This is a genomic window from Pseudomonas sp. PDM31 (assembly GCF_019218965.1).
Classification (GTDB): Bacteria; Pseudomonadota; Gammaproteobacteria; order Pseudomonadales; family Pseudomonadaceae; genus Aquipseudomonas.
Map to the genome: position 1 here is coordinate 452,657 of NZ_JAHUWS010000002.1, position 19,207 is coordinate 471,863.

Consider the following 19,207-nt stretch of genomic DNA (forward strand, 5'->3'; position numbering starts at 1 on the left):
CCGGTCAATTTTCGCAGTGCTGAACTGCACGAGTTTGTAAGTGGGAGGTTTTTTCGTATGACCAATTCTTTGCAACCTGCATATGCTCTGGTCCCGGGTGCGAACCTGGAGGCCTATGTGCACACGGTGAACAGCATTCCATTGCTGACGCCGGAGCAGGAGCGTGAACTGGCCGAGAGTCTCTATTATGAGCAGGATTTGGGGGCGGCTCGGCAGATGGTGCTCGCCCACCTGCGTTTTGTCGTACATATCGCCCGTAGCTATTCCGGCTACGGTCTGGCTCAGGCGGACCTGATCCAGGAAGGTAACGTCGGCCTGATGAAGGCCGTGAAGCGCTTCAACCCGGAAATGGGCGTGCGCCTGGTGTCCTTTGCCGTGCACTGGATCAAGGCGGAAATCCACGAATTCATCCTGCGCAACTGGCGTATCGTGAAGGTCGCGACCACCAAGGCCCAGCGCAAGCTGTTCTTCAACCTGCGCAGCCAGAAGAAGCGTCTCGCCTGGTTGAACAACGAGGAAGTCCATCGTGTGGCCGAAAGCCTCGGTGTAGAGCCTCGCGAAGTGCGCGAGATGGAAAGTCGCCTGACCGGCCATGACATGGCCTTCGATCCGGCTGCCGAAGCGGATGACGACAGTGCTTTCCAGTCGCCGGCCAACTATCTGGAAGACCACCGGTACGACCCGGCCCGTCAACTGGAAGACGCCGACTGGAGCGACAACTCCAATCACAACCTGCACGAAGCGCTGGAAGTGCTGGACGACCGCAGTCGTGACATCCTCTACCAGCGCTGGCTGGCAGAAGAAAAAGCCACGCTGCACGACCTGGCACAGAAGTACAACGTGTCGGCCGAGCGTATTCGTCAGCTTGAGAAGAGCGCGATGAACAAGCTCAAGTTGTCGATCGCCGCATAAGCTGCGTACTGGCAATAAAAAACGCCCCGGTCATTGATCGGGGCGTTTTTTTTGTACTCATTCACAGATTCACCTTGGTCCCTGTGGGAGCGGGCTTGCCCGCGAAGGCGTCGTGTCAACCGCTACACCCGTCGCTGACACACCGCAAGTTGTGTCCGAAAATCGTGATCGGCTATTGGGACCAGGGCGCACGGCGCGAAGCGTTCAAGCCCGCCAGATAACTATCGCCACCCAACTGACTCATCTGCTGCCGAATCCATCCGGCCCGACGTGCGACGTAGTTGGTCGGGTGACTCGCGCTCCAAACGCGTGGGTTTGGCAGTACGGCGGCCAACAGACTCGATTGCTGGCGGCTGAGATTTTTTGCGCTGATGCCGAAGTGATGCCTGGCTGCAGCCTCTGCCCCAAACACCCCGTCATCCCATTCGACGCTATTGAGGTACACCTCCAGAATCCGTTCCTTGGGCCACAACACCTCGATCAACGCGGTAAACCAGGCTTCCAGACCTTTGCGCAGCCAGCTGCGGCCTGACCACAGGAACAGGTTCTTCGAGACTTGCTGGCTCAGGGTGCTGGCACCACGGATCGTGCCGCCGAGCTCGTTGTGGGCGAGGGCTTTCTGGATGGCACCGAAGTCAAAGCCCCAGTGCTCGGGGAATTTCTGATCTTCACCGGCAATCACAGCCAGCTTCAGGTCGTCGGAGATTTCATCCCACGGCTTCCAGGTGCGTTGCAGGTCAATGGGTTCGCCATCGAACCAGGATTCGATCTTGCGCTCAACCATCAGTGCGGTTCCCGGTGGCGGAACGAAGCGAAAAATCAGCACCAGCAAAACGCTGCCGCCCATGAACCACAGCACGGCCTTGGTGAAACGACGGAAATAAATACGCAGCATAGAGATGGCTTGGCCGAACCCGTTGAGCGGGCCATTATACAGACCCTGTTGATCGACACTGACTGGAGTTCTTCATGCTGCGTGGCTTTTTGATGTTGGCCGCTTTTTTCGGCTTCACCGGTGTCGGCCTGGGTGCCTTTGCCGCTCACGGCCTGAAAAACCGTCTGAGTGCCGAGTATCTGGCGATTTTCCATACCGGCGTGACCTATCAGTTGGTGCACACCCTGGCGCTGCTGGGCGTGGCGCTGCTGGCCACGCAGATCCCGGGGCGCCTGGTTACGTGGGCCGGCGCATCGTTCGCCATCGGCATCCTGCTGTTCTCCGGTAGCCTCTATGTGTTGACGCTGACCGGAGTGAGCAAGTTCGGCATCATCACGCCCTTTGGCGGCCTGGCGTTTCTGATAGGCTGGCTATCTCTGGGTCTGGCTGCCTACCGATTGTCCTGATCTGCAGGAGCCGGCTTGCAGGCGATGAAGGCGATGCGGTGAAACAGCCAGGCCGAGTAGCCTGCATCGCCAGCAAGCCGGCTCCTGCAATGCGTCCGTCCATTTCAAGACGAATGGCTTGGGTCAGCCTGACTGATCGGGCTAGAATGCCAGCCCCTAAAAATGATGGCGGCATCCGGCATGCGCATTCAGTTGAACGGCGAATCCCTTGAACTGCCCGACGGTGAAACCGTTGCGGCCCTGCTGACCCGTCTGGATCTGACCGGACGCCGGGTGGCGGTCGAACTCAATCTGGATATCGTCCCGCGCAGCCAGCATGCCGAGACCACGCTCAACGACGGCGACAATGTCGAAGTCGTGCACGCCATCGGCGGCGGCTAGCCGAATGGCCCGCATGGGCCGAGAATTCTGCAAGACCCTCACCCTTAAAGAGGATTCCCCATGAGCATCGTTCGTAGCGACAAGCCTTTTGTTCTGGCCGGTCGTACTTACCAGTCGCGTTTGCTGGTTGGTACCGGCAAGTACCGTGACATGGAAGAAACCCGCCTGGCCATCGAAGCCTCGGGTGCCGAGATCGTCACCTTCGCCGTGCGCCGCACCAACCTTGGCCAGATCGAGGGCGAGCCGAACCTGCTCGAAGTGCTGTCGCCGGATCGCTACACCTTCCTGCCGAACACCGCCGGTTGCTACGACGCGATCGAAGCCGTGCGCACCTGCCGCCTGGCCCGTGAGCTGCTCGATGGTCACAATCTGGTGAAGCTGGAAGTGCTGGCCGACCAGAAAACCCTGTTCCCCAACGTGATCGAAACCCTCAAGGCCGCCGAAACCCTGGTCAAGGAAGGCTTTGACGTGATGGTTTACACCAGTGATGACCCGATCATCGCCCGGCAACTGGCGGAAATCGGCTGTATCGCCGTGATGCCGCTGGCCGGTCTGATCGGTTCCGGCCTGGGAATCTGCAACCCGTACAACCTGCAGATCATCCTCGAAGAAGCGAAAATTCCGGTGCTGGTGGATGCCGGTGTCGGTACCGCATCCGACGCCACCATCTCCATGGAGCTGGGCTGCGACGCGGTGCTGATGAATTCGGCCATCGCCCACGCGGGACAGCCGATCATGATGGCTGAAGCCATGAAACACGCCATCGTTGCGGGCCGCCTGGCCTACCTCGCCGGCCGCATGCCGAAAAAACTCTATGCCAGCGCCTCTTCGCCGCTGGATGGTCTGATCAAGTAAGAGCCATTGATGACTGAATCGAACGACACGCCTATCCAGCCGGAAGAAGGCGACGAGCGCCAACACCGCCGCATCAAGAGTTTCGTGATGCGCGCCGGGCGCATGACCGAAGGCCAGCAAAAAGGTCTGGAGCAGGGCACGCCGCTGTTCGTGCTGCCGCTGGCTGACGCCCCGGTGGATTTCGACCAGGTGTTCGGTCGCGCAGCAAAGCGCTCGCTGGAAATCGGTTTCGGCATGGGCCATTCGCTGCTGGAAATGGCAGCGGCCTCGCCGGAGCAGGATTTCATTGGCGTCGAGGTTCACCGTCCGGGTGTCGGCGCGCTGCTCAACGGCGTGCTCACCCAGGGTTTGACCAACCTGCGGGTCTACGATTGCGATGCGATCGAAGTGCTCAACCGCTGTGTGGCCGACAACAGCCTTGATCGCCTGATGCTGTTTTTCCCGGACCCATGGCACAAGAGCCGTCACCACAAGCGTCGTATCGTTCAGGCTTCGTTCGCCGAACTGGTGCGCAGCAAGCTGAAGGTCGGCGGTATTCTGCACATGGCCACCGACTGGGAACCGTATGCCGAGTACATGCTGGAAGTGATGAATGTCGCGCCGGGTTATCGCAACCTGGCCGAAGACGGCAAGTGCGTACCGCGCCCGGCCGAGCGGCCGATCACCAAGTTTGAACGCCGCGGCGAACGGCTTGGGCATGGGGTTTGGGATTTGAAGTTCGAGAAACAGTCCTAAGCGTCACACAAAATCAAATGTGGGAGCGGGCTTGCTCGCGAAGGTGGTGTGTCAGTTGACATAAATGTGTCTGACACACCACCTTCGCGAGCAAGCCCGCTCCCACAGTTGTTTTGTATGTGCCGCAGGATCAGCGGCGGTCAGCTACTACGCCTATCAACACCAACACCACCAACAACACCGGCGCCAGGCTGTAGTTGTTGAACTGGCTCAAGCCCTTGACGATCCACGGCGTAGCATAGATCAGCGCCGCACCGCTGCCGATCATGCACAGCAGGGACATCAGCGGGACGCGCAAGGCGCCGGCGATGCTGCCCAGGCGTTGTTCGACCCAGCCTTTGAAGTCCGCACCAAACAGCACCAGCAGGCAGCCCACCAGGGCCAGGGCAATTTCCGAGAGGTTGCTGCGGCTCCAGCGCGATACCGTGGCGAGCAGGTCGAGTACCAAGTCCATTCGATTTCCTTATGTCAGAAAATTCTGCAGCAAGTCATTGAGAAAGAGTTGTCCGCGCTCGGTGGCCACCAGACGTGACGGTTCGACCTGCAACAAGCCGCTTTGTTCGGCGTCAAGGCGGCCTTCAGCAAGGCTTTGCAGGCTCATGCCGGTACGTTCCGGGTACAGCCGCGATTCTACGCCTTCAGTCAGACGCAGCGCGTTCATCAGGAACTCGAACGGCATTTCTTCGTTGCCCAGCGCTTTCTCGCCAGCCTGGAAGCTTTTCGCCGGATTCAGGTAATCCTTCGGCAGTCGGGTCTTCCAGGTGCGAATGATGCGCCCGTCCGGATGGCTGAGCTTGCCATGGGCACCCGCGCCAATGCCGATGAAGTCGCCAAAACTCCAGTAATTGAGGTTGTGGCGCGCCGGACGACCGGGCAGGGCATAGGCCGACACTTCGTATTGCGCGTAACCGTGTTCGGCCAGCAGCGCTTGCCCGGCTTCCTGGATGTCCCACAGCGTGTCGTCTTCCGGCAGCGTCGGCGGCTGGTTCCAGAACACGGTGTTTGGTTCCAGGGTCAGCTGATACCACGACAGGTGCGTCGGTTTCAGGGCGATGGCTTGACGCAGATCGCCCAAGGCATCGTCCAGGGATTGATCGGGCAAGCCATGCATCAGGTCCAGATTGAAGTTATCGAACCCTGCCTGACGCGCCATGCCAGCGGCGCGGATGGCTTCGTCACCATTGTGGATCCGTCCCAGCGCCTCGAGTTTCGCTTGCTGAAAGCTCTGGATGCCAATCGACAGGCGATTGATACCCAGTGCCCGGTAGGCGACGAACTTTTCCTGCTCGAACGTGCCGGGGTTGGCTTCCAGGGTGATTTCGATGTCGTGGGCAAACGGTATGCGCTGCTCCACGCCTTTAAGCAGTCGCCCCAATGCCGCAGCACTGAACAGGCTCGGAGTACCGCCGCCGAAGAAGATCGAGCTCAGTTCGCGGCCGTAAACGGCATGCAGGTCCTGATCGAGGTCGGCCAGCAGGGCGTCCACATACTCCTCTTCCGGCAGCACCTTGCTTGCGGTGTGGGAGTTGAAGTCGCAATACGGGCATTTGCGCACGCACCACGGAATGTGGATGTACAGCGCCAGGGGCGGTAGCACTGGCAGGGCCGCCCGAGGCGATTGCGCGGCGCCGCCGAAGATCAGCGACGACGCGGATGATTCGCCGGTCATTTCAGGCCCAGACGCTGGCGCAGCAGATCCATTGCGCGGGCGCGGTGGCTGATCTGGTTCTTGTCGGCCGGGCTCAGTTCGGCGCTGGAGCAATCGCGCTCCGGCACCCAGAACAGCGGGTCGTAGCCAAAACCGTGCTCGCCGCTGGCCTGGGTCAGGATGCGGCCGTGCCACAAGCCTTCGCAGAGGATCGGCAGGGGGTCATCGGCGTGACGCACCAGCGCCAGCACGCAGACGAACTGTGCGCCGCGCTCGGCTTCAGGCACGTCTTTGAGGACATCGAGCAGTTTGGCGTTGTTCGCCGCATCGCCCTGGCCATCGGCATAACGCGCCGAGTAGATGCCCGGCGCACCACCGAGGAAATCCACAGCCAGCCCGGAATCGTCGGCCAGCGCCGGCAAGCCCGAGATGCGCGCGGCATTGCGGGCCTTGAGAATGGCGTTCTCGACGAACGACAGACCGGTTTCTTCCGGTTCCACGCTGCTGAACTCGCCGATCGAGCGCAGTTGCACCGAGTCGCCGAGCATGGCCTGGAGTTCCTTGAGTTTGCCGGCGTTATGGCTGGCCAATACGAGTTGCGTGAAGTTGATCATTCGCCGGGGAAGAGCTCTTGGTTGAAATTGATGGTGTTGATTTTGTCACCGTTCTGCACCTTGATCTCGAAGGTGCGGACTTCCTGCTGGTCTACCGGGAATTGCGCGATGTAGTAGATCGCCCCTTGTTCGGTGATCTGCTTGAACTTCAGTGGCACGGTCTGGCTGGTCAGGTCTTTGACCGAGCCGCTGACTTGCGCCATCACCGGCTTGCCTTCCTTGATCAGCGAGACGTTGATCACGCCCTGGTTCTTGCTGCGCACCAACTCCGCCGCTTTGGCGATGTCCGGCGTCAGGTAGGTGGAATTGAAGGTGTTGTAGTGCACCGTCACGTCGCCGAAGGTTTCCTGGCGCTCGCCCTTGATGACGTCAGCGGCCATGGCGGTAGCGCTCAGGCAGGCAGTGAGTAAAAACAGTGCTAGACGACCCATGATCTTCTCCTCGAAATAGGGTGATTCAGACCGCTACCTTGTGGTCTGCAAGCCCCGGGCTGCTGACCCGGTAGATACCGATCTCACCTAACAGATTAGGCCAAAGCTTGCTGGCCCACCCGTGTCGATGCTGTTGATCCACTGCCAGCCGATCAATGACCTTGGCTTCACGTTCGCGACACAAGGCTTCAAAGTCCGCGAAGGTGCAAAAGTGGATGTTTGGCGTGTTGTACCAGGTGTACGGCAGGAACTCGGAAACCGGCATCCGGCCCTTGCTTGCCAGGTACCAGCGGCAGCGCCAGTGACCGAAGTTGGGGAAGGTGATGATGCACTGCCGGCCCACGCGCAGCATTTCATCGAGGATCTTGTCCGGGTAGTGCACCGCTTGCAGCGCCTGGGTCATGACCACGATATCGAAACTGTTGCTGGCGAAGTTGCCCAGGCCCTTGTCCAGGTCCTGTTCGATGACGTTAATGCCCTTGGCCACGCACTCGGCGATGTTGTCCGCGTCGTTTTCCAGGCCGTAACCGGTGACCTGCTTATTGTCGCGCAGCCAGGTCAACAATTCGCCATCGCCACAGCCGAGGTCGAGCACGCGACTGCCGGCGGGGATCCATTCCTGGATGATTTCCAGATCAGCTCTCATGGCTTTCTCACAACGTAATGCGGTTCATGTAATTGCCGAAGGCCTGCAAGTAGCGCGGAATCGGAATCAGGAAGGCGTCGTGGCCTTGCGGTGCGTCGATCTCCAGGTAGCAGACGTCTTTGCGCGCAGCCATCAGCGCGTCCACCAGTTCCCGGGAACGGGCAGGGGAGAATCGCCAGTCGGTGGTGAACGACATCACGCAGAACTTCGCCTTGGCGTTTTCGAAGGTTTTTGCCAGGTTATCGTCGAAGTTGGCCGCCGGATCGAAATAGTCCAGTGCCTTGGTCATCAACAGATAGGTGTTGGCGTCGAAGCGTCCGGAGAACTCTTCACCCTGATAGCGCAAATAGCTTTCGACCTGGAACTCGACACTGTGGAAGTCGTAGTTGAGCTTCTCACTCTTGAGGCCGCGGCCGAATTTCTCGCCCATGGAGTCGTCGGACAGGTAGGTGATGTGCCCCACCATGCGCGCCAGCATCAGCCCGCGCTTGGGGATCACGCTGTGTTCCTGGAACGAGCCGCCGTGGAACTCGGGGTCGGTGAGGATTGCCTGGCGCGCCACTTCGTTGAAGGCGATATTCTGCGCTGACAGCTTGGGTGCCGAGGCAATGGCCAGGCAGTGGCGTACCCGGTCCGGGTAGGTGATGGTCCATTGCAGGGCTTGCATGCCGCCGAGGCTGCCACCAATGACCGCAGCCCATTGGTCGATGCCGAGCAAGTCGGCCAGGCGCGCCTGGCTGTGCACCCAGTCTTCCACGGTCAGCACCGGGAAGTCGGCGCCGAATGGCTTGCCGGTCTCGGGGTTGACACTGCTCGGGCCAGTGGAGCCGTTGCAGCCGCCTAAGTTGTTCAGGCTGACCACGAAGAATTTGCTGGTGTCGATCGGCTTGCCGGGTCCGATACAGCTGTCCCACCAACCCGGTTTGCGGTCTTCGGGGCTATGGTAGCCAGCAGCATGGTGGTGACCGGACAAGGCGTGACAGATCAGTACGGCGTTGCTCGCCGTGGCGTTCAGCGTGCCGTAGGTTTCATAGATCAGGTCATAGGCCGGGAGCGATCGACCACAGGCCAATGCCAGGGCTTCGCTGAAGTGCGCCACTTGCGGCGTCACCAGACCAACAGAATCGGGGGAAAAGGCAGCTGGCATCGACCCTGCTCTCGTTGAAATGAGGCGTAAGTCTAAAGACCGGTGGGGTTAGCGGCAAGCAATGGCGGGGGTGTTTGGTAAATGGGTGTATGGCTTGCAAGCGCTGCCCTCACCCTAGCCCTCTCCCGGAGGGAGAGGGGACTGACCGAGTTGTTCAAACGAGTTGCATCGACCTGAAATATCGAGTCGAACTCAAGTTTTGAAAACGCCTCATTCCAGCCCTCTCTCCGCATAGGCGAGGGGGCTGACCGACTTGAAATGAGTTGCAAAGACCTGAGATACCCGGTCGAACTCAATATCCGAAAACACCACAAATCGGCCCCATCTCCCTCGGGAGAGGGCTGGGGTGAGGGGCGGCGGCGACGCGCATTCAAGTTGTGCGCGCATCAAGCCCCGGCAAATCGGGCAACTTCTTCGGCGAACAGATCCGTACCCGTTTCTGCCGGTTCAACTCGCCACTGATCAAGCTGACCTGACTCTTGGAAACCCCGAACGCCTTGGCCAGAAACGCCATCAGGTACGCATTGGCCTTGCCCTCGACCGGCGGAGCGGTCAGGCGGATTTTCAGGCGATCGCCGTGCAGCCCGCAGAAATCATCGCTGCGGGCGGCCGGTTGCAGGTGACACTCCAGAATCAGGTCGTCACCGTCCCAGCGAAAGTAGCTCATCAGATCAAGCCGAGCATCCCTTGGGGCATGTAGGCAAAAAACGCCAGGCGTGGGATCAGCCAGCTTTGCAGCAGCTGGATCACGATGAACGCGAAGATCGGCGAAATGTCGAGACCACCCAGGTTCGGGATGATCCGGCGGAACGGCGCAAGCACCGGCTCAGTAATCTGCGCCACCAGCTCTGCGCCGGGATTGTGGCTCCCCGGGGCTACCCAGGACAGAATTACGCTGATGATCATCGCGTAGAACAGAATGTTCAAAAACAGTGAGAAGAGCGCGATCAGTGCCCACGGCACCAACAGCACCAGGTCGACCATGATGCCTTTGAGCGCCAGGATGACGGCAATCAACAGCATCTGCAGGATCAGCGCCAGCACCAGCGACGACATGTCCAGACCGAACATGCTGGGGATGACTCGACGCAGTGGTTTGAGCAGCGGTTGAGTAGCCTTGACGATGAACTGGCAGAGCGGGTTGTAAAAATTGGCCCTCACCAGTTGCAGGATGAAGCGCATCAGCACGATCAGCAGGTACAGGCTGCCAAGGGTTTTAATGATGAAAATGGCAGCGTCATTGAGTCCGAGCATCTTTGATTCCTTTGTAAGAGCTGATTAGCGACCGAGTTGCTCAGCCATCTCGGCCGAGCGGTGCGCAGCGGCACCCAGTGCTTTTTCTACCAGGGCTTCAAAGCCATTGGCCTGGAACGATTTGATTGCGGCTTCCGTGGTCCCCGCAGGCGAGGTGACGCGGCGGCGCAGCTCTGCGGCGTCGACGTCGCTGGAAACTGCCATGTGAGCGGCACCCAGGGCAGTTTGCAGGGTCAGTTGTGCGGCGATGTCCGCTGGCAGGCCGAGTTTCACGCCGGCGGCGGTCATGGCCTCGATCAGCAGGAAGAAGTACGCCGGCCCCGAACCGGAAACGGCAGTGACGGCGTCCAGTTGCTGTTCCTGGTCCAGCCACAGGGCGATACCGACCGCCGAAAGCAGCTCTTGTGCTTGCTGGCGTTGTTCAGCAGTGACCTGGGCCGTGGCAAACAAGCCGCTCACGCCCTGACGCAGCAGCGCCGGGGTGTTGGGCATGCAGCGCACGATCGGCTGGTTGCCGAGCCAGTTGTTCATGCTGGCGCAGGTGATGCCGGCAGCGATCGACACCACTAACTGTTCGGGAGCAAGGCTTGGCCGAATGGCTTCGCACACGGCTTTCATGGCCTGGGGTTTGACCGCCATGACGATCACCTCTGCGCCTTCAATGGCTTGGGCGTTGTCGGCAAATACTTCAATGCCGTGTTCCGCTTTTACCCGGGTACGGGTTTCTTCATATGGATCGCTGGCGCGGATCTGCGCCGCTTCCAGACCCTTGGCCCGCAGGCCGCCGATCAGGCTGGCGGCCATGTTGCCGGCACCGATAAAGGCAATGCGTGTCTTGCTCATGTCAGGTCCTTATAAAAGAAAGAGTGCGTCATTTCATGGCTGACCATAATCGCGGGCACCAAACAGGGCTGTACCGATGCGAACCCAGGTGGCGCCTTGGGCAATGGCCGACTCAAGGTCGTGGCTCATGCCCATGGAAAGTGTGTCGAGTGGCAGATCGAGGCTGGCTTGCAGGTTTTGTACCGCAGCGAACGCGACATCCTGGGCCGCGCGATCTTCCGTGGGCTCGGGAATCGCCATTAATCCGCGTAACTTCAGGCGCGGCAGGGTGCTGATGGCATTGGCCAGGGCCGGCAGGTCGGCCGGGTTGCAACCGGATTTGCTGGCTTCACCACTGACGTTGACCTGGATGCAGATATTCAGGGGTGGCAAGTCGGCAGGGCGTTGTTCGGACAGGCGTTGTGCGATTTTCAGGCGGTCCACGGAATGCACCCAGGCGAAATGCTCGGCGATAGCGCGAGTCTTGTTCGACTGAATGGGGCCGATGAAGTGCCAGATCAAGGGCAGGTCAGCCAGTTCGAGCTGCTTGCCAAGGGCTTCCTGCAGATAGTTTTCGCCAAAGTCGCGCAGACCGGCCGCATAGGCTTCGCGCAGCGCGACCGCAGGTTTGGTCTTGCTCACGGCCAGCAACTGGACGCTGTTTTCGTCGCGCCGGGCGGCAAGTGTTGCGGCATGTATGCGCGAACTAACCTGAAGAATGTTGTCTGCTATGTTGGACATCAAGAAGCGCCAGCGGTCTGAAGGTTCGCGGCATTCTACTGGAATTGAGGAGCGCTATGGATATCACTGAACTGCTGGCGTTCAGCGCAGAACAAGGCGCATCCGACCTGCACCTTTCTGCGGGTCTGCCGCCGATGATTCGGGTCGACGGTGATGTTCGGCGTATCCATTTGCCCGCCTTGGACCACGAACAGGTCCAGGCGCTGATCCATGGCGTCATGAGCGAGAGTCAGCGGGTGGACTTCGAGAAGCGCCTGGAAATCGATTTTTCCTTTGAGGTGCCCGGCGTCGCGCGCTTTCGGGTCAATGCGTTCAACCACAATCGTGGCGCGGGCGCGGTGTTTCGCACCATCCCCTCGAAAGTGCGGAGCATGGACGAACTGGGCATGGGGGAAGTGTTCCGCAAAATGACCGATGCTCCGCGCGGCCTGGTGCTGGTGACCGGTCCGACGGGGTCCGGCAAGTCCACCACGTTGGCGGCGATGATCGATTACCTCAACAGCCATCGTCATCACCACATCCTCACCATTGAAGATCCGATTGAATTCGTTCATGAACCGCGCAAATGCCTGATCAATCAGCGTGAAGTCCACCGCGATACCCGCAGTTTCGCCACAGCCCTGCGCTCGGCGTTGCGCGAAGACCCGGACGTGATCCTGGTGGGGGAATTGCGTGACCTGGAAACCATTCGCCTGGCGTTGACCGCCGCCGAAACCGGGCATTTGGTATTCGGCACGCTGCACACCACTTCGGCGGCCAAGACCATTGACCGGGTGGTGGATGTATTTGCGGGGGACGAGAAGTCGATGGTGCGCTCGATGCTCTCTGAATCGTTGCTGGCGGTGGTGTCCCAGACACTAGTCAAGAAAATCGGGGGCGGGCGCATTGCGGCCCGGGAGATCATGCTGGGGACATCAGCGATCCGTAACCTCATCCGGGAGGACAAAGTGGCGCAGATGTACTCAGCGATTCAGGCGGGAGGCTCGCTGGGGATGCAGACGCTGGATATGAGTTTGAAGGATTTGGTGACCAGGGGGCTGGTCAGTCGTGAGCATGCGCGGGAGAAGGCGCGCTCGCCGGATAACTTCTGAGGGGGAGTTGCAGGGCTTTTCAAAGACGCCTTCGCGAGCAAGCCCGCTCCCACATGGACTATACCAATCCTTGTGGGAGCGGGCTTGCTCGCGAATGGGCCGGCATGCTCAAAGCGATTCCAAGGGTTACCCCGGACAGTCAGATCAACGCTGAACAACCCGCATCTGGTTCTGTTCTTTCGGCAGAACCCGCTTGGCAACCACGTAGTGTTTTTCCCAGTACGGTTTCTTCAGGGTGTCGATGGATACCGACTTGCCACGGCGTGGTGCGTGGATAAAGCGGTCGTTGCCCAGGTAGATGGCAACATGATTGACCCGGCGGCTCTTGATGTTGAAGAAAATCAGGTCGCCCGGCTTCAAGTCTTCACGATCTACCTTCTCCCCATGACCGCTGGCCATGGCATTGGAGGTGCGAGGAAGATCAAAGCTGGCGTCGTCGAACGCATATTTGACCAGACCGCTGCAATCGAAGCCTTTACTTGGACTGCTGCCGCCCCAACGATACGGAGTACCGAGGACGTTCACAGCGCGGCTCAGCACGTTACTGCTTTCCTTGCTCGCCATTGGCGGGACAAGGCTGCTCTTGCTGCTGCTCAGCTGAGGCGCTTGCTTGACCGGTTTTGTGCTTTTGTTCGAAGGAGCAGAAGCATGAGATTTTGGGGTGTAACCATTAACGTTTGGAAGACGTTGCTCACGATTGGTGGCGTGGGCGGCCAGTGGCATCAAAAGGCAAATGGTTAGCCATGTCTTGAAAAATGGACGCATTAGGCAGGGCTCGAATAGGTGAACGCGCAACTTTATAACAGCTTTTTTGTCCCTTCCGAGGCCGTTGGTCGATTCAACCTGGGGGTCAACAGCGGCAAAGAAGCGGCAAATTGACGCAATTGTCGGACAGAAGTCGCGTGTTACAAGGGTTTGACAGTGGTGAAAGCGGTAATAGCCATACGTCGGCAACCCGTAAAAAAGTCACAAAGAAATAAACAATATTTATCTATCGTCTGCCTCGAGGTCATCAATGAACCCCTATCAACAGTCTGTCGCGCAGCAAGATACCCACAGCAAAGTCATCGGTTATCTGCTGTGGATTTTGGGTTTTACCGGCGCTCACCGTTTTTATTACGGCAAGCCGGTGACCGGGACGATCTGGTTCTTCACCTTCGGTTTGCTGGGTATCGGCTGGCTGATCGACCTGTTTCTGATCCCGGCCATGGACCGTGAGGCAGACCTGCGGTTTACCGCCGGGCCGATCGAATACAACGTGGCGTGGATTCTGCTGACGTTTCTCGGGGTGTTCGGGGTGCATCGGATGTATCAGGGCAAGTGGATCAGCGGCTTGCTGTACCTGCTGACGGGCGGCTTGTTCTTTATCGGGATCCTGTATGACTTCTGGACGCTGAATGATCAAGTGTCGCTGCGCAACGCGCAGAATAGACGCGCCTTCCAGTAAGTCATCGCTAGCAGACTAGCTCCCACAGGGGATTTGTGTCGTTCACAGATCCTGTGTGGGAGCCAGCCCTGCTGGCGATTGAGGCGACGCGGTCTTACGCCTGGTGGCTGATCCGGCCATCCACCAGGGTGTAGCGCACTACGCCCGGCAGGCTGTGACCGATGAACGGGCAGTTTTCGCCCTTGGACAGCCAGGTTTCACCGGCAACGGTCGAAGCCGCAGGGTCGAACAGCACGATGTCTGCAGCGCCCCCCACCGCCAATTTGCCCGCCGGCAGGCGCAAGGCCTCGGCAGGACCGGCACTCAAGCGTGCCAGCAGTGTCGGCAAGTCCAGCAAGCCGTCTTCCACCAGGGTCATCGCCAGCGGCAGCAGCAACTCGACACTGCTGATGCCCGGCTCGGTAGCACCGAAGGGGGCCAGCTTGGCGTCGCGCTCGTGGGGCTGGTGATGGCTGGAGATGGCCGAGATCACCCCGGACTTCACGGCGGCACGCAGTCCGTCGCGGTCGGCACGGGTGCGAAGCGGTGGTTGCACGTGATAGAGGCTGCTGAAGTCGATCAGGGCTTCATCGGTCAGGATCAGCTGATACAACGCCACATCGGCAGTCACTGGCAGCCCACGGGCCTGGGCCTGGGCAATCAGGGCTACGCCGCGAGCGCTGGTGAGTTGGCTGAAGTGTGCGCGCACACCGCTTTGCTCGACCAGCAGCAGGTCCCGGGCAAGAGCCACGGTCTCGGCGGTTTCCGGAATGCCCGGCAAGCCGAGGAAGCTTGCGGTCGGGCCTTCATGGGCCAGGCCACCTTCGGCCAGGTCATGGTCCTGAGAGTTGAAAATCACCGTCAGGTCGAAAGTCGCCGCGTATTCCAGTGCCCGACACAGGGTGCGGGTGTTGCGGAAGCTCTCCAGGCCGTTGCCGAAGGCCACGCAGCCGGCATCGCGCAGTGCCACGAGCTCTGCAAGCTGTTCGCCGTCCAGGCCTTTGCTCAGGGCGCCGATCGGGAAGACTTTGGTGTTGCCGGCCTCGCGCGCGCGGTCGAGGATCAGTTCGGCCACGGCCGAGGTGTCCAGTACCGGTTTGGTTTTTGGCGGGCAGCACAGGCTGGTGACACCGCCGGCTGCCGCGGCACGGGTTTCGCTGATGATCGAGCCTTTGCGGCTGTAGCCCGGCTCGCGCAGGGCGACATTGAGGTCGACCAGGCCAGGGGCGGCGACCAGGCCGTTGGCGTCGAGCGTGTCGATGGCGACAAAACCGGCCGGCGCCGCACCAATGGCGACGATCTTGCAGGCTTCGATGTGGATATCGGTGACTTGATCCAGGCCGCTGGCCGGGTCGATTACGCGTGCGCCGAGAATGCTGAGCTTCACTGGGCGTTCTCCTGTTCGAATTGGCGCTGCGCAGTCTGTCCGCTCATGGCCATGGACAAAACGGCCATACGAATGGCAATACCGTAGGTGACCTGGTTGAGGATCACCGAATGCGGGCCGTCGGCTACCGCCGACTCAATCTCCACGCCACGGTTGATCGGCCCCGGGTGCATGACGATGCAATCCGGCTTTGCGCCGGCCAGGCGTGCGGTGGTCAGGCCGAACAGGCGGTAGAACTCGCCTTCGCTCGGCAGCAGGCCGCCGGCCATGCGTTCGCGTTGCAGGCGCAACATGATCACCACGTCGACGTCTTTCAGGCCTTCGGCCATGTCGGTATAGACCTTCACGCCGTATTGCTCGATGCCGATCGGCAGCAGGGTTTTCGGCGCGATCACGCGGATGTCCGGGCAACCGAGGGTTTTCAGCGCGAGCATGTTCGAGCGTGCGACCCGCGAGTGCAGGATGTCACCGACGATGGCTACCGAGAGGTTTTCGAAACCGCCCTTGTGTCGACGGATGGTGAGCATGTCGAGCATGCCCTGGGTCGGGTGGGCGTGACGACCGTCGCCACCGTTGATGATCGCCACTTGCGGGCACACATGTTCGGCGATGAAGTGCGCGGCACCGGAGTCACCGTGACGCACGACAAACATGTCGGCGGCCATGGCTTCCAGGTTGCGCAGGGTGTCGAGCAGGGTTTCGCCCTTGCTGGCCGACGAGGTCGACACGTTCAGGGTGATCACGTCCGCCGACAGCCGCTGGGCCGCCAGTTCAAAGGTGGTGCGGGTGCGGGTGGAGTTCTCGAAGAACACGTTGCACACGGTCTTGCCGCGCAACAACGGGACTTTCTTGACCGCCCGGGCGCCGACTTCGAGGAACGAGTCGGCGGTATCGAGGATTTCCGTCAGCAGCTCGCGGCGCAAACCGTCGAGCGAGAGGAAGTGGCGCAGTTGGCCCTGATCATTGAGCTGCAGCGGGCGCTTGGTTTCTAGAGGCGTCATCGCAAGGGGGACTCTCAATAGGGCGAATTAAAGGGCGAGGTCTTGCAGCTCGAGCGCAAGCTCGGGGCCGGACAGCTTCACCCGCTCGTGGGCGGCCAGACTCAGGGTAGCTCCGACCACGTTCGGGCGAATCGGCAGCTCGGCGGCGTCCAGGTCCAGCAGGCACACCAGTGTGATGCTGGCCGGGCGTCCGTAATCGAAGAGTTCGTTCATGGCGGCGCGGATGGTACGGCCGCTCATCAGCACGTCATCGATAAGCACCAGATGCTGGCCTTCGATTTCGAACGGCAGGGCCGAAGGGCGCACCTGAGGGTGCAGGCCGTTCTGGCTGAAGTCGTCGCGATAAAAAGAAACGTCGAGGGTGCCGAGGGGCGAATGGCTGCCCAGTTCCTTGAGCAAGGCTTGAGCGACCCAGACACCGCCGCTACGGATACCGATGAAGCGCGGTTCGCTGATGCCGCGCAGTTCCAGGTGTGCCTTGAGATCGGTGGCCATCTGGCTGATCAGTTCGGCGGGATTGGGCAGGCTCATGGTTGCTCCTTCTTGGGCCCGAGCCGGGTTGTTGCTTGGGGGCTCGGGTTGTCACTATAGAGAGGCGTCAAGACGGCTCTTCAGGATTCGAACAGCTCGCTGTTTTCGTCGAGCCAGCCTTGCAGCAGCAGGGCGGCGGCAATGGCATCGACCGGGTTGTCGCGGTAACTGCCTTTCTGCCCACCCCGGGCCAGGCGTTCGCCCTTGGCCTCGTAGGTGGTCAGGCGTTCATCATGGGTATAAAAGGGCAGGTTGAAGCGACCGTTCAAGCGCCGGGCGAATTTTTCCGCACGGGCACACATGTCGCTGGGCGTGCCGTCCATGTTCAAGGGCAGTCCGACCACCACGGCATCGGGTTTCCACTCCTTGATGAGGGCCTCGATCTGGTTCCAGTCGGGAATGCCGTTCTGCGCCTTCAAGGTGCACAGTTCACGGGCCTGCCCGGTAATCACCTGGCCGACCGCAACGCCGATCTGTTTGGTGCCGTAGTCGAATCCCAGAATCAGCCGCAGGGCCATCAGGCGTGCCCCGCCTGGCTGGTCAGCAGGCTGAGATTGACGCCCAGGTGCCTGGCGGCCGCTTCCAGGCGCAGTTCGCTGCTGGTGTTGAACAGGATGTCGGCTTCGAACGGGCAGTTCAGCCAGGCGTTCTGGGCCAGTTCGGCTTCCAGTTGCCCGGCTTCCCAGCCGGCGTAGCCGAGGGCGATCAGGCTTTTCGCTGGTCCGACGCCATCGGCGATGGCAAACAGCACGTCCTGGGAGGTCGACAGGGACAACTCGTCTTGCAGATCAACGGTCGCCTGATAGCTCTGCCCCTTGGGGTGCAGGACGAAACCGCGGTCGGTCTGCACCGGGCCGCCGATGAAGATCGGCACATGCTGGCAGAGCGCAGGCGGTTCGATATCCGGGCGCAATTGCTCAAGAATGTCGGCCAGATTCAGATCTTGCGGGCGGTTGACCACCAGCCCCATGGCACCATTGGCCGTGTGCTCGACGATATAGGTCAAGGTGTGCGCAAAGTTCGGGTCGGCCATGTGCGGCATGGCGATCAGGAATTGATGCTTGAGGTAGCTGGGGCTGACGTTTTTCATGTGCGCTAGTGTGGCGTTGGAGGGGCGAACTGACAAGCTGCGGATGCGCAGGAAATGCCCCGATTCAGTTATCAATCGATCACAAGTGTGGGAGCGGGCTTGTGTGGCGAGGGGGCTTGCCCCCGTTGGGCCGCGAAGCGGCCCCAAAACAGTAATCTGGGACTACTGCGTAGTCCAGCGGGGCGATGCGGCGTTCCGACAAGCCCCCTCGCCACACAAGCCCGCTCCCACAGGGGATTTGTGGGGTGTCAGTTGCTTGAAAGCCGGTCGCCGCGGGCAAACTTCCAGGTGCGGATGATTTCCAGTCGGTCGATGTCCGACAGATCTCCGGTAAACGGCGCAAAAGGCGCAGCAAGCCTGACGATGCGTTGCGCCGCCTGGTCCAGCAGCGGTTGCCCGGAAGACTCCAGTACCAGCACTTCGTACAGCGAGCCGTCGCGGTTGATCGACACCATCAGGCGCAAATTACCGTAGATCTGCTTGCGCCGTGCTTCGTCGGGGTAGTTGAGGTTGCCAATGCGCTCGACTTTCTTGCGCCATTCGTCTTTGTACCAGGCACCCTTGTCGCGCATGGTCGAGGCGGCGCTCAGGCGATGGATGCGCGGGCGTTTGGCGTACAGCTGCTGTTCGTTGGCCAATTCCGCTTCCAGACTGGCGATGTCGCTGGACAACTGTTCGCTGTCGAACGTCGGTGCCTGGACCTGGGGTTTGGCCTGGACTTTGGGTTCTTCGGTTTTCGCGGGGGCTTTTTTCGGTTTTGGCGCGACCGTGGTCACCGCTGCCTTGGGCGGGGCGTCCTGGACTTCAGGCTTGGCGGCCGGCGGTGGCGTGACCTTCTGCACCTTGTTGTCCTGGAACGGCGCTATCTCAGTGGTCTTGGGAATCGCCTTTTTATCCAGCGTGCCGCTGCCTTGCTGATTCTCCTGGGCGAGAAAGTCAGCTTTTTCCGGCTTCTTTTCGCTTTTGAAGGTGGCGAGGGTGATTTCCAGGGTTTTGCTGACCTGTTTGGGCTCGACCACTGCAAACCCGACGCCCAAAAGCAAGGCCAGGTGGATCAGTGCCGCGAGAAACAGGGTAAAACCGAGGCGATCGGCCGGACGCACGCCATGATGGGCGAGTTCTGCGGGCAGATCGGACGGGAGTGTCATGACAAA

The 19,207-nt window shown here is 60.3% G+C and carries 25 protein-coding genes; 7 read left to right on the forward strand and 18 right to left on the reverse strand.

Features of this window, described 5'->3' with window-relative positions; all coding sequences use genetic code 11:
- The first annotated feature begins 57 nt into the window (after positions 1 to 57).
- Positions 58 to 912 (forward strand): RNA polymerase sigma factor RpoH, encoded by an 855-nt coding sequence (gene rpoH / locus KW839_RS05285; protein WP_007897890.1) that lies wholly within the window; start codon positions 58 to 60, stop codon positions 910 to 912.
- 172 nt (positions 913 to 1,084) lie between these two features.
- Here rpoH and mtgA read toward each other — a convergent pair whose 3' ends face one another.
- Positions 1,085 to 1,807 (reverse strand): monofunctional biosynthetic peptidoglycan transglycosylase, encoded by a 723-nt coding sequence (gene mtgA, locus KW839_RS05290; RefSeq protein ID WP_218423640.1) that lies wholly within the window; start codon positions 1,805 to 1,807, stop codon positions 1,085 to 1,087.
- A gap of 74 nt (positions 1,808 to 1,881) precedes the next feature.
- On the opposite strand from mtgA, the gene KW839_RS05295 reads away from it, so the two are divergent.
- The 4 genes from KW839_RS05295 (at position 1,882) to trmB (ending at position 4,224) form a co-directional block, all read left to right on the forward strand.
- Entirely contained in the window at positions 1,882 to 2,253 is a 372-nt protein-coding gene (locus tag KW839_RS05295) for a DUF423 domain-containing protein (protein WP_060542422.1), read from the forward strand.
- 180 nt (positions 2,254 to 2,433) lie between these two features.
- Positions 2,434 to 2,634, forward strand: coding sequence for a sulfur carrier protein ThiS (thiS, locus tag KW839_RS05300; RefSeq protein ID WP_162237401.1), 201 nt, complete (start codon positions 2,434 to 2,436; stop codon positions 2,632 to 2,634).
- A 60-nt stretch (positions 2,635 to 2,694) separates the two neighbouring features.
- On the forward strand, positions 2,695 to 3,489 hold the full coding sequence (locus KW839_RS05305; RefSeq protein WP_060542421.1) for a thiazole synthase: 795 nt from the start codon (positions 2,695 to 2,697) through the stop codon (positions 3,487 to 3,489).
- Between the two features lie 9 nt (positions 3,490 to 3,498).
- Complete coding sequence (trmB, locus tag KW839_RS05310) at positions 3,499 to 4,224, forward strand: tRNA (guanosine(46)-N7)-methyltransferase TrmB (RefSeq protein ID WP_060542420.1); 726 nt, start codon at positions 3,499 to 3,501, stop codon at positions 4,222 to 4,224.
- Positions 4,225 to 4,354: 130 nt separating this feature from the next.
- Here the strand turns inward: trmB and KW839_RS05315 are convergent, their stop codons facing one another.
- The 10 genes from KW839_RS05315 to KW839_RS05360 all read right to left on the reverse strand — a co-directional run bounded on the left by KW839_RS05315 (position 4,355) and on the right by KW839_RS05360 (position 11,527).
- Positions 4,355 to 4,678, reverse strand: a complete 324-nt coding sequence (locus KW839_RS05315; RefSeq protein WP_060542419.1) for a DUF3392 domain-containing protein — start codon at positions 4,676 to 4,678, stop codon at positions 4,355 to 4,357.
- Positions 4,679 to 4,687: 9 nt separating this feature from the next.
- Complete coding sequence (gene hemW, locus KW839_RS05320; RefSeq protein ID WP_060542418.1) at positions 4,688 to 5,893, reverse strand: radical SAM family heme chaperone HemW; 1,206 nt, start codon at positions 5,891 to 5,893, stop codon at positions 4,688 to 4,690.
- A complete protein-coding gene (gene rdgB / locus KW839_RS05325) occupies positions 5,890 to 6,486 on the reverse strand; it encodes an RdgB/HAM1 family non-canonical purine NTP pyrophosphatase (RefSeq protein WP_060542417.1) in 597 nt (198 codons plus the stop codon). Before rdgB ends, hemW begins: the two co-directional genes overlap by 4 nt.
- Positions 6,483 to 6,917 carry a DUF4426 domain-containing protein gene (locus KW839_RS05330; RefSeq protein ID WP_218423641.1) on the reverse strand — a complete coding sequence of 145 codons (435 nt, stop codon included), beginning with the start codon at positions 6,915 to 6,917 and terminating at the stop codon, positions 6,483 to 6,485. The genes rdgB and KW839_RS05330 overlap by 4 nt, the downstream gene beginning before the upstream one ends.
- A gap of 25 nt (positions 6,918 to 6,942) precedes the next feature.
- Positions 6,943 to 7,563, reverse strand: a complete 621-nt coding sequence (metW, locus tag KW839_RS05335; protein ID WP_060542415.1) for a methionine biosynthesis protein MetW — start codon at positions 7,561 to 7,563, stop codon at positions 6,943 to 6,945.
- A 7-nt stretch (positions 7,564 to 7,570) separates the two neighbouring features.
- Entirely contained in the window at positions 7,571 to 8,710 is a 1,140-nt protein-coding gene (locus tag KW839_RS05340) for a homoserine O-acetyltransferase (RefSeq protein ID WP_218423642.1), read from the reverse strand.
- 370 nt (positions 8,711 to 9,080) lie between these two features.
- The gene (locus KW839_RS05345; RefSeq protein ID WP_218423644.1) at positions 9,081 to 9,377 is read right to left on the reverse strand and encodes a DUF167 domain-containing protein; all 297 of its coding nucleotides are present in this window, start codon (positions 9,375 to 9,377) and stop codon (positions 9,081 to 9,083) included.
- Entirely contained in the window at positions 9,377 to 9,964 is a 588-nt protein-coding gene (locus KW839_RS05350; RefSeq protein ID WP_060542412.1) for a YggT family protein, read from the reverse strand. Before KW839_RS05350 ends, KW839_RS05345 begins: the two co-directional genes overlap by 1 nt.
- A gap of 24 nt (positions 9,965 to 9,988) precedes the next feature.
- Positions 9,989 to 10,807, reverse strand: a complete 819-nt coding sequence (gene proC, locus KW839_RS05355) for a pyrroline-5-carboxylate reductase (protein WP_218423646.1) — start codon at positions 10,805 to 10,807, stop codon at positions 9,989 to 9,991.
- Positions 10,808 to 10,840: 33 nt separating this feature from the next.
- On the reverse strand, positions 10,841 to 11,527 hold the full coding sequence (locus KW839_RS05360) for a YggS family pyridoxal phosphate-dependent enzyme (RefSeq protein WP_218423647.1): 687 nt from the start codon (positions 11,525 to 11,527) through the stop codon (positions 10,841 to 10,843).
- A gap of 56 nt (positions 11,528 to 11,583) precedes the next feature.
- On the opposite strand from KW839_RS05360, the gene KW839_RS05365 reads away from it, so the two are divergent.
- Positions 11,584 to 12,618: a type IV pilus twitching motility protein PilT gene (locus tag KW839_RS05365; RefSeq protein ID WP_218423648.1), complete on the forward strand. Its 1,035-nt coding sequence runs from the start codon at positions 11,584 to 11,586 to the stop codon at positions 12,616 to 12,618.
- 144 nt (positions 12,619 to 12,762) lie between these two features.
- Here the strand turns inward: KW839_RS05365 and KW839_RS05370 are convergent, their stop codons facing one another.
- Complete coding sequence (locus KW839_RS05370) at positions 12,763 to 13,383, reverse strand: C40 family peptidase (protein ID WP_060542408.1); 621 nt, start codon at positions 13,381 to 13,383, stop codon at positions 12,763 to 12,765.
- A gap of 250 nt (positions 13,384 to 13,633) precedes the next feature.
- Between KW839_RS05370 and KW839_RS05375 the strand changes: the two genes are divergently transcribed.
- Positions 13,634 to 14,065: a TM2 domain-containing protein gene (locus KW839_RS05375; RefSeq protein ID WP_060542407.1), complete on the forward strand. Its 432-nt coding sequence runs from the start codon at positions 13,634 to 13,636 to the stop codon at positions 14,063 to 14,065.
- 94 nt (positions 14,066 to 14,159) lie between these two features.
- Here the strand turns inward: KW839_RS05375 and KW839_RS05380 are convergent, their stop codons facing one another.
- From KW839_RS05380 to KW839_RS05405, 6 genes are all read right to left on the reverse strand, one after another.
- Positions 14,160 to 15,431: a dihydroorotase gene (locus tag KW839_RS05380; protein WP_218423649.1), complete on the reverse strand. Its 1,272-nt coding sequence runs from the start codon at positions 15,429 to 15,431 to the stop codon at positions 14,160 to 14,162.
- The gene (locus KW839_RS05385) at positions 15,428 to 16,432 is read right to left on the reverse strand and encodes an aspartate carbamoyltransferase catalytic subunit (protein WP_017341269.1); all 1,005 of its coding nucleotides are present in this window, start codon (positions 16,430 to 16,432) and stop codon (positions 15,428 to 15,430) included. The genes KW839_RS05380 and KW839_RS05385 overlap by 4 nt, the downstream gene beginning before the upstream one ends.
- Before the next feature lie 27 nt (positions 16,433 to 16,459).
- Positions 16,460 to 16,963: a bifunctional pyr operon transcriptional regulator/uracil phosphoribosyltransferase PyrR gene (pyrR, locus tag KW839_RS05390; protein WP_060542405.1), complete on the reverse strand. Its 504-nt coding sequence runs from the start codon at positions 16,961 to 16,963 to the stop codon at positions 16,460 to 16,462.
- 80 nt (positions 16,964 to 17,043) lie between these two features.
- Positions 17,044 to 17,481, reverse strand: a complete 438-nt coding sequence (ruvX, locus tag KW839_RS05395; protein ID WP_060542404.1) for a Holliday junction resolvase RuvX — start codon at positions 17,479 to 17,481, stop codon at positions 17,044 to 17,046.
- Positions 17,481 to 18,053: a YqgE/AlgH family protein gene (locus KW839_RS05400; protein ID WP_060542403.1), complete on the reverse strand. Its 573-nt coding sequence runs from the start codon at positions 18,051 to 18,053 to the stop codon at positions 17,481 to 17,483. Before KW839_RS05400 ends, ruvX begins: the two co-directional genes overlap by 1 nt.
- A gap of 248 nt (positions 18,054 to 18,301) precedes the next feature.
- Complete coding sequence (locus tag KW839_RS05405; protein ID WP_218423650.1) at positions 18,302 to 19,201, reverse strand: energy transducer TonB; 900 nt, start codon at positions 19,199 to 19,201, stop codon at positions 18,302 to 18,304.
- Positions 19,202 to 19,207 lie beyond the last annotated feature (6 nt).